This window comes from Stenotrophomonas sp. Nf1, assembly GCF_003028475.1.
Lineage (GTDB): Bacteria > Pseudomonadota > Gammaproteobacteria > Xanthomonadales > Xanthomonadaceae > Stenotrophomonas.
In genome coordinates this window covers 736,065-750,950 of record NZ_PYTV01000001.1, presented here as the reverse complement: position 1 = coordinate 750,950, position 14,886 = coordinate 736,065, and the positions used below count along the sequence as shown (strand labels likewise).

General features: G+C 67.9%; 12 protein-coding genes. 5 read left to right on the top strand and 7 right to left on the bottom strand.

Features of this window, described 5'->3' with window-relative positions; all coding sequences use genetic code 11:
* Positions 1-74: 74 nt before the first annotated feature.
* Positions 75-1,766 carry an asparagine synthase B gene (asnB, locus tag C9412_RS03600; RefSeq protein ID WP_107230345.1) on the bottom strand — a complete coding sequence of 564 codons (1,692 nt, stop codon included), beginning with the start codon at positions 1,764-1,766 and terminating at the stop codon, positions 75-77.
* A gap of 336 nt (positions 1,767-2,102) precedes the next feature.
* On the opposite strand from asnB, the gene C9412_RS03595 reads away from it, so the two are divergent.
* A complete protein-coding gene (locus C9412_RS03595; RefSeq protein WP_107230344.1) occupies positions 2,103-2,981 on the top strand; it encodes an SEL1-like repeat protein in 879 nt (292 codons plus the stop codon).
* Between the two features lie 102 nt (positions 2,982-3,083).
* Here C9412_RS03595 and dapE read toward each other — a convergent pair whose 3' ends face one another.
* Genes dapE through map form a run of 6 tightly spaced genes read right to left on the bottom strand, consistent with a single transcriptional unit; the run spans position 3,084 to position 9,956 of the window.
* On the bottom strand, positions 3,084-4,211 hold the full coding sequence (gene dapE, locus C9412_RS03590; protein WP_107230343.1) for a succinyl-diaminopimelate desuccinylase: 1,128 nt from the start codon (positions 4,209-4,211) through the stop codon (positions 3,084-3,086).
* Positions 4,208-4,579, bottom strand: a complete 372-nt coding sequence (locus tag C9412_RS03585; protein ID WP_181358660.1) for an arsenate reductase — start codon at positions 4,577-4,579, stop codon at positions 4,208-4,210. Before C9412_RS03585 ends, dapE begins: the two co-directional genes overlap by 4 nt.
* A gap of 31 nt (positions 4,580-4,610) precedes the next feature.
* Entirely contained in the window at positions 4,611-5,477 is an 867-nt protein-coding gene (locus tag C9412_RS03580; RefSeq protein ID WP_107230342.1) for a hypothetical protein, read from the bottom strand.
* 2 nt (positions 5,478-5,479) lie between these two features.
* Positions 5,480-6,541, bottom strand: a complete 1,062-nt coding sequence (gene dapD, locus C9412_RS03575; RefSeq protein ID WP_107230341.1) for a 2,3,4,5-tetrahydropyridine-2,6-dicarboxylate N-succinyltransferase — start codon at positions 6,539-6,541, stop codon at positions 5,480-5,482.
* Positions 6,541-9,168: a [protein-PII] uridylyltransferase gene (locus tag C9412_RS03570; protein WP_107230340.1), complete on the bottom strand. Its 2,628-nt coding sequence runs from the start codon at positions 9,166-9,168 to the stop codon at positions 6,541-6,543. Before C9412_RS03570 ends, dapD begins: the two co-directional genes overlap by 1 nt.
* A gap of 2 nt (positions 9,169-9,170) precedes the next feature.
* Entirely contained in the window at positions 9,171-9,956 is a 786-nt protein-coding gene (gene map, locus C9412_RS03565; protein ID WP_146160116.1) for a type I methionyl aminopeptidase, read from the bottom strand.
* A gap of 230 nt (positions 9,957-10,186) precedes the next feature.
* Here map and C9412_RS03560 point away from each other — a divergent pair, with 230 nt between their 5' ends.
* Genes C9412_RS03560 through C9412_RS03545 form a run of 4 tightly spaced genes read left to right on the top strand, consistent with a single transcriptional unit; the run spans position 10,187 to position 14,886 of the window.
* Entirely contained in the window at positions 10,187-10,717 is a 531-nt protein-coding gene (locus C9412_RS03560; RefSeq protein ID WP_107230339.1) for a spore coat U domain-containing protein, read from the top strand.
* Positions 10,717-11,466 carry a molecular chaperone gene (locus C9412_RS03555; protein WP_107230338.1) on the top strand — a complete coding sequence of 250 codons (750 nt, stop codon included), beginning with the start codon at positions 10,717-10,719 and terminating at the stop codon, positions 11,464-11,466. Before C9412_RS03560 ends, C9412_RS03555 begins: the two co-directional genes overlap by 1 nt.
* Before the next feature lie 7 nt (positions 11,467-11,473).
* Complete coding sequence (locus tag C9412_RS03550; protein ID WP_107230337.1) at positions 11,474-13,852, top strand: fimbria/pilus outer membrane usher protein; 2,379 nt, start codon at positions 11,474-11,476, stop codon at positions 13,850-13,852.
* Positions 13,849-14,886, top strand: coding sequence for a spore coat U domain-containing protein (locus C9412_RS03545; RefSeq protein WP_107230336.1), 1,038 nt, complete (start codon positions 13,849-13,851; stop codon positions 14,884-14,886). The genes C9412_RS03550 and C9412_RS03545 overlap by 4 nt, the downstream gene beginning before the upstream one ends.

Genomic DNA, 14,886 nt, shown 5'->3' with positions numbered 1-14,886 from the left:
CAAAAAGGGGACGGAGGGGATTAAGTCGTTTGTGGCACAAACGACTTAATCCCCTCCGTCCCCTTTCTGCCGGGTCAGGCCAGGGCTTGTTCGTGCACGCCGGCAATCGCGCGACCGGAGGGGTCTGCTGCCGCCGCGAAGCTGGCATCCCAGGCAATCGCCGCCGGCGAGGAACAGGCGATCGATTTGCCGCCCGGCACCGTCTCGGCAGCCGCACGACTCGGGAAGAACTGCTCGAACAGGTGGCGGTAGTAGTACGCCTCCTTGGTCTGCGGCGGGTTGTGCGGGAAGCGCTTGTCGGCGGCGGCCAGCACACGGTCGCTCACCTGCGCTTCGGCATGCGCCTTCAGCCCGTCGATCCAGCCGTAGCCGACGCCATCGCTGAACTGCTCCTTCTGCCGCCACAGGATGCTGTCCGGCAGATAGCCATCGAACGCCTCGCGCAGCACCGCCTTCTCGATGCGACGGCCACCGAACCCGGCACCGACCATCTTGTGCGCGGCATCGAAACGCATCGCCACGTCGAGGAATTCGCGATCCAGGAACGGGACGCGCGGCTCCACGCCCCAGGCCATCATCGACTTGTTGGCACGCAGGCAGTCGTAGTTGTGCAGGGCATCGAGCTTGCGCACCAGCTCGTCGTGGAATTCGCGCGCATCCGGCGCCTTGTGGAAGTACAGGTAGCCACCGAAGATCTCGTCGCTGCCCTCGCCGGAGAGCACCATCTTCACCCCCATCGCCTTGATCCGCCGCGCCAGCAGGAACATCGGCGTCGATGCGCGGATGGTGGTGACGTCGTAGGTTTCGATGTGCCGGATCACTTCCGGCAGCACGTCCAGGCCTTCTTCGAAGGTGTATTCAAAGCCGTGGTGCACGGTGCCCAGCGCATCGGCGGCAACCGCGGCAGCGGCCAGGTCGGGCGAACCCTTCAGCCCGATCGCAAACGAGTGCAGGCGCGGCCACCATGCTTCGGTCTGCCCACCGTCCTCGATGCGACGGCGTGCGTAGCGTGCAGCCACGGCGGCCACCAGCGATGAGTCCAGGCCACCGGACAGCAGCACGCCATACGGCACGTCACTCATCAACTGGCGCTCGACCGCATGTTCGAAGGCTTGGCGAAGCTCGGCCAGGTCGGCCTGGCGGCCCTGCACATCGGCGTACTCGCGCCACGGCTGCTGGTAGTAGCGCACCAGTTCGCCGCTGGCGCTGTCGAAATAGTGGCCCGGCGGGAACTGCGCGACATCGGCACAGGAATCGACCAGCGCCTTCATTTCCGAGGCCACCCGCAGGCGCCCCTGCGCATCATGGCCCCAGTACAGCGGCACCACGCCGACCGGATCGCGCGCCACCAGCACGCGGCCACTGTCGCGATCCCACAATGCGAAGGCGAAGATGCCGTTGAGCTGCTCCAGCCACTGCGCCGGCGACCCACCCTGGCGGTACAGCGCGTTGATCACTTCGCAGTCCGAACCGGTCTGGAAGTCGTAGGCGGTAGTCAGCGCGGCCTTCAATTGCTGGTGGTTGTAGATCTCGCCGTTCACCGCCAGCGCCAGCTGGCCATCGGCCGACAACAGCGGCTGCGAGCCACCGGCCGGATCGACGATGGCCAGCCGTTCGTGCACCAGCAAGGCGCCTTCGTCGAGGTATACGCCGCTCCAGTCCGGGCCCCGGTGGCGCTGGCGCTGCGACAGTTCCAGCGCGTGACGGCGCAGGGCGGGAAGATCGTCACCGGCCTGCAGGCCAAAGATTCCGAAGATCGAACACATGGCAGAGCTCCTGTTGGGGGACTTCATGAAGGGAGGGTGTTCGACCGGCCATCCAGGCCCGGGAAGGCTGCGCCCGGGCACAAAAAAACCCGCATCGGCCGATGCGGGTTTTCTGGTGTCCGGGCGTGTGTTGCTGTCTATCTACCCAGGGCGCAGTCCCGCATCGGCCGCGCACGATTATTCGCGCGCAGATTATTGCGGTTGTTGTTATTGACGGCGGTGGCCAGGCGGATCGACATGGCACTGACCCTACCCCGGTTTTTCGCGCGGCGCAACAGTTGCGTCGGCAACCACAGGTGAAGCGCATAATGGCCCGCCCTGCACTGTGTAATGGAAATGCAACACCGCACTGGACGCACCGCCGTACTGGCCGCCCTGCTCTGCCTGGGCCTGGTCGCCTGCCAGACCCTGCCCCCGCCTTCGCGCCTGCCTGCCGGCCAGCTGCAGGCGCTGGAACGCCGCGGCAGCGACGGCAGTTTCGAGGGGGCCTGGGAAACCGCGCAGACCTTCGAACGCTTCAACGACCCGCGTGCGGTCACCTACTACGAGCGCGCCGCAGCGGTCACGCCCTGGACCTTCCACAACACCAAGGCCGAAGAAGCGCTGGGCCGGATCTGGGCCTCCGGCGCGCTGCGGCATGCCGACAGCCCCCGCATCGATCCTGCACCGGTGCTGCATGCTTCGTGGCGACGCGGCGAGCGCGCCTATCTGGCTGCGGCCAACCACGGCAATCCCTACGCATTCCAGGAACTGGCTGCGGCCTATCGCCAGCAGGGCGACGCGCAGCAGGCGCTGCGTTGGGACCTGCGCGCGATGATCTACCAGCGCTATCCGAGCCGTTCCTCGCGATTGCCGGATGCCGTGGCGCCGCAAGGCGATGCGGTGCACCCGCTGATCGCCCGCCTCCAACGGCGTGCGGATCGTGGCGATGCCGAGGCGCAGGTGGATCTGGGGGCATTGCTGGAAAGCGGCGTGGGCTTGCCGCGCGATCCGGCGGCAGCCCTGCTGCTGTACCAGCGCGCCGGCGAACAGGGCAACGTGTTCGGCCAATACTTCGCCGGGCTGCTACTGGGCCGGAGTGCGCCGGGCGTGGAGAAGGACACCGCTGCGGCGGCCGCCTGGTTTATCAGAGCCGAGGCGCAGCGCTTCTACATGGCCGCGCCGAGTTACTGGGAAAAGGCGATCAAGCCGCCGTTCTTCCTTTTCTCGGAATAGTAGAGCCGAGCCATGCTCGGCTGCTTCTAGCGGGGAACATCAGCCGAGCACGGCTCGGCTCTACCGGAAAGCGTGCCGACCAACGGTCGGCACCCACCCTCCTCACCCCAGCAGCCGTTCCACCAGCCGCTGGTACAGGCCCGGTAGCGCTTCCAGCTCGTCCACGCGCACGTTCTCGTCCACCTGGTGGATGCTGGCGTTGACCGGGCCCACTTCGATGCACTGCGCACCCAACGGCGCGATGAAGCGCGCATCGGACGTGCCGCCGCCGGTGCTTTCTTCCGGTGCACGGCCGATGTGCTCGGCCAGCACCGCACGCGCGGCCGCCCGCAGCGTGCCTTCCGGGGTGTAGAACGGCTCGCCGCTGCGATGCCACTTAAGCGTGTATTGCAGGCCATGCCGGCCCAGCAGCGCGGTGATCTCCGCTTCCAGCTTCGGCGCATCCCAGTGCGGGTTGTAGCGGATGTTGAAATCCACTTCGAGTTCGCCGGGAATCACGTTGTTCGCGCCGGTGCCGGCGTGGATGTTGGAGATCTGCAGGCTGGTCGGCGGGAAGCTCTCGTAGCCATCGTCCCAGCGCCGTGCGCTCAGCTCGGCCAGTGCCGGCGCCGCCTGGTGGATCGGGTTGCGCGCCTTTTCCGGGTAGGCCACATGGCCCTGCACCCCCTGCACGCGCAGCTTGGCCGACAGGCTGCCACGGCGGCCGACGCGCAGCAGGTCGCCCAGCGTCGCGGTCGACGACGGCTCGCCGGTGATGCACCAGTCGATGCGCTGGCCACGTTCGGCGAACAGCCGTGCAACATGACGCACGCCGTCGATGGCATCGCCCTCTTCGTCACTGGTCAGCAGCACCGCCAGCGTACCGGGGTGATCGGGGTGCGCGGCGACGAACTGCTCTGCGGCAACCACGAACGCGGCCACACTGCCCTTCATGTCGGCCGTACCGCGGCCATACAGCACGCCGTCACGGATCGTCGGCGTGAACGGGTCGCTGCTCCAGGCCTCACGCGGCCCGGTGGGCACCACGTCGGTGTGGCCGAGCAGGACCAGTACCGGCGCCCCGCTGCCGTGGGTCGCCCACAGGTTGTCGACCTCGCCTAGGCGCAGGTGATCGCAGTGGAACCCGGCCTGCTTCAGGCGTGCGGCCAGCAGCGCCTGGCAGCCGGCATCATCGGGCGTCACCGAGGGCCGCGCGATCAGCTCGCAGGTCAGGTCGAGAACGGCACTCATGCGCCGCCCACGCCGAAGCGTGCCTTGAAGCCGTTGTCACTGAAGCCCTGGCTGACCGTGCCATCGGCGCTGACCACCAGCGGGCGCTTGATCAACTGCGGGTACTCGCGCAGCAGCAGCTTCCATTCGGCATCGGACTCGGCCGCCTTGCGGTTGTCCGGCAGCTGCCGCCAGGTGGTGGAGGACTTGTTGACCATCGCCGCCAGCCCGCCCAGCTGCGCGGCCCATTCCAGCAGCGTCTCCGGACTCGGTTTGTTATCGCGGTAATCGACGAAGGTATACGGCACACCGAAGCGGTCCAGCCACTTGGTCGCCTTCTTGCAGGTATCGCAGTTCTTCAAACCGTAGACAGTGGTGCTCATGGCCATCTGTAGTGCTGGAAAACAGGGGGCCAGAATCTCATAACAGGCGCTCGGAGACGACCCGGAACGGCACCCGCGGCAAGCGGAAGGCCAGGCCCGATTCAAGCGCCACACCCATCGCCTGCAGGCGCGGGCACTGCAGTTCGCCCGACAGGTGCAGCGGCTGCAAGGTGTCGACGGCCACCGGCAGGGCAATACGGGTACTGGCCCAGCGGTGGTCGCAGGTGCGGGCGATGGCCTCGTCCTGGCAGGTCAGGAAACGCAGCAGGGCCTCATCGCCACCGAAGGCGGCCGACCACCCGGCCACGCTCCACCCTGCGGCAGCCTGCCAGTGCAGATGCAACACCGGCGCACTGCCCTGCCCGCTCTCGATCACTGTGTGGCCCGCGCCATCGGCGTCGAGCACATGCGCGAAGCGGGCGGACAGATGGGGCTGCATGGCATCGCTGAACGCGCGCGCGCCGGCGACGAAGGCCAGCTGGTCCATCACGTTGCGATCAAACAGCACCACCGGTGTGCCTTCCGGATCGTCATCGCGGCGCAGGTACCAGCGCCAGTTGCTCTGCCGAGGCGACGGCATCAATGCGCGCAGCGGGCCGGCCAGTGCGGGCCCGAAATGACCGTGGCGGTAGCTGAGGATGGTGTACGGCGTACGCCCTTCATGCACCACGTAGTGATGGCCCGGCGGTGGCGGCGGTGCATGGCGCACATCGACCCACCAGCTCACGTAGACCACGTCGCGCACGTCGCTGAGCAGCGCCGGCATCGGCCAGCGCCGCGACAGCGCGCGGCGCAGCCGGGTCCATTGCACCGCGTGCAGCAGGCGCGGCAGCACCCGCCCGAACAGGCTGTCGGACGGGTGCCGGTAGATCGCAGACTGCGCCAGGTCCTGCGGCGCGGTCACCTTCAGTCGGCCAGGCCGCGCAGCAGGTCGTTGACGCTGGTCTTGCTGCGGGTCTTGGCATCAACCTGCTTGACGATCACCGCGCAGTACAGCGAGTGGGTACCGTCCTTGCTCGGCAGCGAGCCGGACACCACCACGCTGTACGGCGGGATGTAGCCGTAGGTGATTTCGCCGGTGGCGCGGTTGTAGATGCGGGTGCTCTGGCTGAGGAACACGCCCATGCCGATCACGCTGTGATGGCCGACCACCACGCCTTCCACCACTTCCGAACGCGCGCCGATGAAGCAATGGTCTTCGATGATGGTCGGGCTGGCCTGCAGCGGTTCCAGCACGCCGCCGATACCGGCGCCGCCGGACAGGTGGCAGTGCTGGCCGATCTGCGCGCAGGAGCCGACGGTGGCCCAGGTGTCGACCATGGTGCCTTCGCCGACGTAGGCGCCGATGTTGGTGAAGCTCGGCATCAGCACCACGTCCTTGCCGAAGTACGTGCCGCGGCGGGCGATCGCCCCCGGCACCACGCGCACGCCGGCGCGGCGGAACTTCGCTTCGTCATAACCGGCAAAGCGCGATTCCACCTTGTCCCAGAACGGCGCCGGACGCGCGTCAACCACCGCCATGTCATTGACGCGGAAGTACAGCAGCACCGCCTTCTTCAGCCACTCGTTGACCTTCCAGCCACCGTGGCCGTCCGGCTCGGCCACACGGAATTCACCGGTTTCCAGGCCATCGATCACCCGGTTGACCAGCGGACGGGTGGAACCTTCCAGCTCGTGCAGGGTCAGCGTGGCGCGGCGCTCGAAGGCGCTCTCGATGCCGAACTTCAGTTCTTCCACACCCGGCACCGGCGGCTTGCGCAGCGACTTGCGGGCGATGGTTTCGGCGCGTGCGGCTTCGGCGCTCTTGACCGGGGCCTTCTTCGGCGCAGCCACCTTCTTCGCCGGGGTCTTCACCGCCGCGGTTTTCTTCGGCGCTGCGGCCTTCTTCGCGGCCGGCACGGCGGCAGATTTCTTGGCCGCTGCACTCTTGGTGGTGGCAGCAGTCTTCTTCACAGGCTTGGTGGCCATCAGGCGGGGTCTCCGGCGTTTCGATCAGGGTCCAGGCAGGCCAGCATCGCGTCATGCAGCTGCTGCCGGGCAGGTTCAGTCAGGGGGAGGTCGTGTTCGTCACTGATCACGAAGGTGTCTTCGGCGCGTTCGCCGAATGTGGCAATGCGCGCGTCGTGCACGCGCAGGCCCTGGTTGCGCAGCACGAACGCCACGTCGGCCAGCAGGCCGGGACGGTCGGGAGCGACCAGGGCAAAGCGGGTCGCGCCGGGTTCATCGCGGAACTCGATGCGCGGGGCGAAACGGAAGTGGCGCAGCTGGCGTGGCACGACCCGGCGTGACGGCCGCAGGCGGGCCAGATCGCCACCGAGCGCTTCGCGCAGTGCCGCTTCCAGATTGGCGCTGCTGCCATCGGCAAACGTGTCGGCCGGGCTCACTTCAAACGTATCGAAAATGGTGTCGGCCGGGCCATCAAGCACGCGTGCGCGGTGGATGCCGTAGCCCTTGCGGTCCAGGGTCATCACGATGGCGGCGAACAGACCGTCGCGGTCCGGCGAATGCACGAACACTTCCAGCGCCGGGTCGTCGACGCTGATCCGGCGCACCTTCACCAGGGCCTGGCCCTGCTTCACCGGCACCAGTGCGGCAGCCTGCCAGGCCAGCTGTTCCGGGCGCAGGCGGATGAAGCCTTCGTCGGGCATCACCGCGAACTGGCGGTCGATGGTGGCGTCGTCGTAGCCCTGTTCGCGCACCAGCGCGCGCACGCTGTCGCGCGCCTCGGCCACGCGCTCGGCGGCCGGCACCGGATGCTCCAGTCCCTCGCGCAATGCGCGCCGCGTCGCGAAGTACAGATCGGCCAGCAGCCGGTCCTTCCAGGCGTTCCACAGCTTGGGGCTGGTGCCGGCGATGTCGGCGCAGGTCAGCAGGTACAGGTAGTCCAGGCGGTCGCGGCTGCCGACCAGCGTGGCGAAACGATGGATCACCTCCGGATCGGCGATGTCCTGCTTCTGCGCGGTCACCGACATGCGCAGATGCTGCTCGACCAGCCAGGCCACCAGTTCGGTGTCGGTCACGCTCAACGCATGCGCCTGGCAGAACGCACGCGCGTCCACCGCGCCCAGCTCGGAGTGATCGCCGCCGCGGCCCTTGGCGATGTCATGGAACAGCCCGGCCAGCAGCAGCAGCTCCGGCTTGCGCAGGCGCGGCCAGACTTCATGGGCGATGGAGAAGCGCTCGTCGGCGCGGCTGCTGGCGAACTGCCCGATGTTGCGCAGGACCATCAGCGTGTGCTGATCCACGGTGTAGACATGGAACAGGTCGAACTGCATGCGCCCGCTGACCTGGGCAAACGCGGGAATCCACTGGCCAAGCACACCCAGCCGCGCCATGCGCGAAAGCGTATCGACCGGACGCTGGCCGCGCAGCAGGGCCAGGAACTGCTCGCGTGCATCGGCATCAGCCTGGTCATAGGCCGGAAGCAACGGCAGCGACTCGGCCAGCGCACGCGCGGTCAACGAATGCAGGCCACGCACCTGCGGGTTGTTGGCCCAGCTGGCGAACAGCGCGAACACCTGGCCGATATCCGCGCGTGGCCAGTCGGCCTCGTTCGCGGCCAGGTAGCCACGACGCAGCGAAAAACCCACGGTCAGCGGTTCCGGCTGCGCCTCGCCATCGAACTGTTCCTCGAAGCGCTGCAGCAGGCGGTCGCTGATCCGGCGCACCACCGATGCAGCGCGGTAGAAGCCCTGCATCATTTTTTCGACACCCAGATTCTCGGCGTCGTCTTCGAAGCCCAGGCGCGCGGCCAGGGTTTTCTGGTAATCAAAGCGCAGGCGCTCTTCCGGGCGGCGTGCCACCAGGTGCAGGCCAAAGCGCAGCCGCGCCAGCACCGCGCGCTCGCGCTTCAATGCAGCCGCTTCGTCGGCGCCCAGGTGGCCGAGCCCGACCAGCGCCTCCAGATCACGCACGCCGAACGCACGCAGCGCCATCCAGCCCAGCGTGTTGAGGTCACGCAGGCCACCCGGGCCGTCCTTCAGGTCCGGCTCCAGGTTGTCGGCGGTATCGCCGAAACGCTGGTGGCGGTTGCGCAGTTCTTCCAGCTTGGCCAGGAAGAAGGTCCGCGCCGGCCACAGTTCGCGATCATCGATCGCTTCGCGCAACGCGCGGCGCGCCGCATCGTCGGCCAGGATCGGACGCGCCTCGATCAGCGCGGTCAGCACGGTCTGGTCGGCAGCGGCTTGGCGGCACTGCGCGGCCGAACGCACGGCATGGCTGACCGCCAGCCCGCAATCCCACAGCAGCGCGAACAGGCGTGCCAATGCGGGCTCATGAGCGAGCTGTGCCTGCGCGTCACCGAACACCAGCAGGTCGATGTCCGAGCGCGGGAACAGCTCGCCGCGGCCGTAGCCGCCCACTGCAAACAGCGACAGGCCACTGTCGGCCGGCAGGCAGCGCTGCCAGGCCAGGCGGATCAGATGGTCGGCCGCACGCGCGCGCAGCGCCAGCAGGCGCTCGATGTTGTCGCCCTGGTCGAAGCGGCGGTACAGGCGCGCATCGGCCTGTTGCAGCGCCTGCCGTGCGGCAGACGCCCATTCGGAATCGTCAAGCGAATCGGCCGGCGCGTCCAGCAGTGAACCCGCCGGCAGCATGGTCAGGCGACCTGCGATTCGCCCGGCGACAGGGTCAGCACGTCCACGCCGGTCTCGGTGACCGCGATCATGTGCTCCCACTGCGCCGACAGCTTGCGGTCCTTGGTCACCACGGTCCAGCCATCCGGCAGCACCTTGTTGTAGCGGGTGCCCTCGTTGATCATCGGTTCGATGGTGAAGGTCATGCCCGGCTGCAGCACCAGGCCCTGGCCCGGGCGGCCGTAATGCACCACCTGCGGCTCGTCGTGGTAGACCTTGCCGATCCCGTGGCCGCAGTACTCGCGCACCACGCTGAAACGTTCGCCTTCGGCATAGCTCTGGATGGCATGGCCGATGTCGCCCAGGGTCGCACCCGGGCGCACCGCACGGATGCCGCGCCACATCGCTTCATAGGTGGCTTCCACCAGCCGGCGCGCCATCACCGACGGCGTCCCGACGAAGTACATGCGGCTGGTATCGCCGTGCCAGCCATCCTTGATGACGGTGACGTCGATGTTGATGATGTCGCCATCCTTGAGCACCTTCCCTTCGCTGGGAATGCCGTGGCAGATGACGTTGTTGACCGAAGTGCACACGGTCTTGGGGAAGCCGCGGTAGCCGACGTTGGCCGGAATGGCGCCCTGCACGTTCACGATGTGGTCGTGGCAGATGCGGTCCAGTTCCTCGGTGGTGACACCGGGCTTGACGTGGGGGGTGACGATGTCGAGCACTTCGCTGGCCAGACGGCCGGCGACGCGCATCATCTCGATTTCCTGCGGGGTTTTCAGATTCACGCTCATGGCGCCCATTATCGCCGATCCGGCCGCAATCTGAACGAACGCCACCCAACTGGCGTTGCGGGCCGTGCACGGTTCCGGCAAGGAAAGTGAAAGCGTGATGGGATTCGCCCTTTCGAATCCCTATTTATCACGGATTACAGACACTTAGCCGCACAAGCTGACGCCGACCGTCGTCAAAGCGGCACCGAACATGCCGCCTTCGCCTTGTTCAACGGACCTTCGGGTCAGGGAGGTTGTCCATGCGATCCCCGCTTCGTTCCCCGCTTGCCTGGGCCCTGGGGGCGCTCCTGCTGAGCGGTCCGGCGCTGGCTGCCGACACCACCACCTTCAATGTCACCCTGGTGGTCACCAAGGCCTGCACCATCACCGCCGCAGCGGCCACCAACGTTGACTTCGGCACCGCCGCATCGACCACCGCCACCCCCACCCTGGGCCAGGGCACGGTGACCGCGCAGTGCTCGGCGCTGACCCCGTACACGATCTCGCTGAACGCGGGCGCCAACGCCAGCACGGCCAACGACGTCACCACCCGCCGCATGAAGAACACCAATGCGGCCGTGACCGCCAACAATTTCGTCGGCTACCAGCTCTACCAGGACGCTGCGCACACCCTGGTCTGGGGCGCCACCACCGGCACCAACACCCAGGCCGGCATCGGTACCGGCCTGGCGGTGCCCTACATCGTCTACGGCCAGATCCTGAACCTGAGCACCAACAACCCGGCCACCGGCAACTACCTGGATACGGTCACCGCCACGATCACCTATTGATGGAGCACGCCCGCATGGCCGGACCCCGCCCGTGGCGCGCCACCGGCGTGGCGCTGCTCGCCCTGAGCCTGCTGCTCGCCACCGCTGCAGGCGCCACCAGCCTGCAGGTCGCCCCCACCAGCCTGCAGCTCGAAGCCCGCCAACGCGCAGGCGAACTGTGGCTGACCAACAGCGGCACCTCGCCGGTCAGGCTGCAGGTGCGCGTGTTCCGCTGGGTACAGCAGGATGGGCAGGAACAGCTGCTGCCCACCGACGAGCTGCTGGCCACCCCGCCGATGCAGGAACTGGCCGCCGGCCAGCAACAGCTGGTGCGGGTGATGCGTCCGGTCAACCAGCCGCCGGAGGTCCAGCGCTACTACCGGCTGATCGTCGACGAAGTACCCGACCTGGCGACCCGCGCCAACGGCATGCAGTTCGTGCTGCGCTATTCGATCCCGGTATTCGTGCAACCCTCCGGCGGCAAGCTCGCGCCACAGCTGGCCGCGCGCCTGGTACGGCTGGAGGACGGCCGCAACGGGGTGGAAGTGGCCAACACCGGCAACAGCTATGCGCAGATCGCCGATCTCGCGCTGGGCAGTACGCAGCGCCCACGCATCGTGCACCCGGGGCTGCTGGGCTATGTGCTGCCCGGACAGGTGATGCGCTGGCCGATCGAGCGTACCGCGATCGACCGCGACAACGACCAGATCACGGCCAAGCTCAATGGCGAGTCGGAACAGACGCCACTGTCGCCACCACCGGCTCGCTGAGGCGTTGATGGGCGCGCTGTTGGCTGCCCTGGCTCCTGCGGCGACCGAGGCCGCCGATGTGCCCGGTATCGCGGCCGCCGGGGCCGCAGACGTATCGGGCGTGTCAGCCGATGCGATCCTGCCACCACCAACGCCGCTGACCGCCAGTCAGACGCTGTACCTGGATGTTTCGCTCAACAGTACGCCGCGCGGCCTGCTGCCGTTCACCGAGAACCGTGGCCGCCTGCAGGCCAGCCCCGAGGTGCTGCGCCAGCTCGGCTTCAATGCCAGCGGTGATGCCCCGGTCTACCTGGACCAGATCAGCGGCGCGGTGGTGCGTTACGACGCGCACATGCAGACGCTGGCACTGGACGTGCCGCTGGACCAGCTGACCCTGCCGACCACCGTGCTCAGCCGCCCACAGACCCGCGCACTGGCCGGCACGGCCTCGCCGGGCCTGCTGCTCAACTACGACGTGTATGGCAGCCGCGTGGATACGCTCGGCAACCTCAGCCTGAGCTCGGAACTGCGCCTGTTCGGCATCGGCAACGGCACCTTCGAGAACACCGCAGTCAGCCGCCGCTACCAGCAGCCCGGCGATCGTCGCTGGCGCGGCGAGAGCGTGCGCCTGGACACCCGCTGGAGCCTGGATTTCCCCGACCAGGCGCTGACCCTGGACGTCGGCGACTTCTACAGCGGCTTTGTCGACTGGACCCGGCCGGTGCGCCTGGGCGGCCTGCAGATCGGCCGCAACTACGGCCTGCAGCCCTATCGCGTGCTGACACCTACGCCCAGCTTTCTCGGCCAGGCGGTGGTGCCGTCCACCGTCGAGCTGTACGTCGATGGCCTGCGCCAGTACAGCGGCCAGGTGCCGGTCGGCCCGTTCCAGCTGGGCGCCCAGCCCGGCATCAGTGGTACCGGCACCGCACAGGTGGTGGTGACCGACGCGTTCGGCCGCATGCAGACCCTGGATTTCAGCTTCTACGGCACCCAGCAGCTGCTGGCCAAGGGCCTGTCGGACTGGTCGGTCGGCGTCGGCCGCCTGCGCGAGGATTTCGGCCAACGCTCCTTCGCCTACGACGATCGCACCGTGGCCAGTGCCAGCTGGCGTGGCGGCGTCAGCGATACCTTTACCGGCGAAGCGCATGCCGAAGGCGGCGGTGGCCTGGCCCAGGCCGGCCTCGGCGGCTGGTGGCTGCTCGGCGGCGCGGGGGTGTTCAATGCCGCCTACGCGCGCAGCGACTACCACGGCCTGCAGGGCGGGCAATGGGCGCTGGGCTACAGCTGGAACAATCGCCGCTTCAATTTCAACCTGCGCAGCGTGCGCAGCCACGGCGACTATCGCGACCTGGGCGCGCTGCAGGGCAACCTGCCACCGGACATCAGCGACCAGGCCACGATCGGCGTCGACCTGCTGCGGCTGGGCACGCTCAGCGCCAGCTACCTGCGCTTGCGCTACCCCGACGGCGAGGACAACCGTTATGCCAGCCTGTTCTGGTCGCGCAGCTGGAGCCAGCGCTGGTCGGCCTACCTGTCGCTGAACCAGAACCTGGACAACAGCGATGACCGCAGCCTCTATCTGTCTGTGACCGCCAGCCTGGGCAACAACCGCCAGGCCAGCCTGTCCAGCCAACGCAACGGCGACAGCCAGAGCTGGGTGGCCGATGTCACCCAGCCGGTGCCCGGCGATGGCAGCGCCGGCGGCGTCGGCTGGCGCGCACAGGTACGCCACGGCGAGGATGGCAACGGCGGCCTGGCCGAAGTCGGCATCCTCAACGATGTCGGCCGCTATTCGCTTGGCGCCTCGCGCCAGGGCGGCCTGAACTATGCCTACGCCAGCGCCAGCGGCAGCCTGGTGTGGATGGGCGGGCATGCCTTCGCGACCCGCGAGGTCTCCGACGCGTTCGCAGTGATCAGCACCAACGGCGTGGGCGGCGTGCCGGTGCGGCTGGAAAACCGGCTGATCGGCGTGACTGATGATCGCGGCCTGCTGCTGGTCAGCCCACTGCTGTCCTGGCAGCGCAACCGGGTCTCGATCGACACCCTGGACCTGCCTGAGGACATGCGCGCCGACCGCATCGAAGACTGGGTGACCCCACGCCAGCGCGCGGGCACGCGGGTGACCTTCGAACTGCGCTCGCGACCCTCGCTGAGCCTGACCCTGCACAGCATGGACGGGCAGCCACTGGAGGTGGGCAGCGAAGTGCAGCTGCCCGACGGGCGGCAGGCGCTGGTGGGCTATGACGGCCTGCTGTACCTGGAAGACGTGGCCGCCGGCAGCGTGCTGTACATCACCACCAGCGGCGGGCAATGCCGGGTCAAGGTACCGGACCTGCCCAAGGTGGTGGCGTCCGGCGCGCGGCCGAAGCCAGCACCGCTGGCGTGCATCCCGGAGGTGGCGCCGTGAGGACGCTGCTGCTGGGCCTGCTGCTGATCGCTGGCCTGCTGGCGGCGGCGCCAGCGCGCGCCACCGCCGTGTGCACCGCCATCGCCGACCCGACGCTGCCGTTCGGCAACGTCAACAGCAATGCCCCCGGCGCGACCACCGGCACGCTCAACATCACGGTGACCTGCACCACCGCCGCGCTGAGCCTGCTGGCCACCACCGGCGTGCGGGTCTGCGTGGGCATCGGCGCCGGCAGCGGCGGCGGCAGCAGCTCCACCTGGCGGACGATGAAGACCAGCGCCAGCGACAGCATGAACTTCCAGCTCTACAACACCTCCAACTTCAGCCAGGTGACCGGGCTGGCCCCGCGCGGCACGCCGCCGGCGCAGGAACTGACCATGACCTACAACGTGCCGCTGCTGACCGGCGGCAGTGGCGCACAGGGCACCCAGCTGTTCGCGCAGATCCCGGCCAACCAGGTGCTGGCCTCCGGTGCCTACAGCAGCACCTTCAGTGGGGCGAATGTGGTGCTGACCTGGGCCTGGAACGAGGTACTGCTCGGCACCGCCACCGTGCCGGCCACCTGCAATGGCGGTGCCACCGGCACCAACAGTGCCAGCGCGGCCTTCAGCTTCACCGCCACCGCCAATGTGCTGCCGCAATGCGGCAGCTACGTCACCACCAACATGAACTTCGGCAATGTCACCGGCGGCATTCCCGCCAACATCGACCAGACCGCCACGCTGACCCTGACCTGCCTGAAGAACACCGCTTACCAGGTCAGTCTCAACAACGGGCAGAACAATCCCGCAGCCACCAGCACACGGCGCATGGCCACCACCATTGGCGGCAGCACCTATTACCTCACCTACGAGCTGTACCGCGATTCCACCCGCACCCAGCGCTGGGGCAACACGCTGACCGTCGATACCGCCAGCGGTACCGGGACCGGCAGCGCGCAGCAGCTGACCATCTATGGCCGGGTGCCGCCGGTCACCGGCCAGCCGCCGGCGGGCACCTACAACGACCTGGTGCAGGTGACGATCACCTATTGA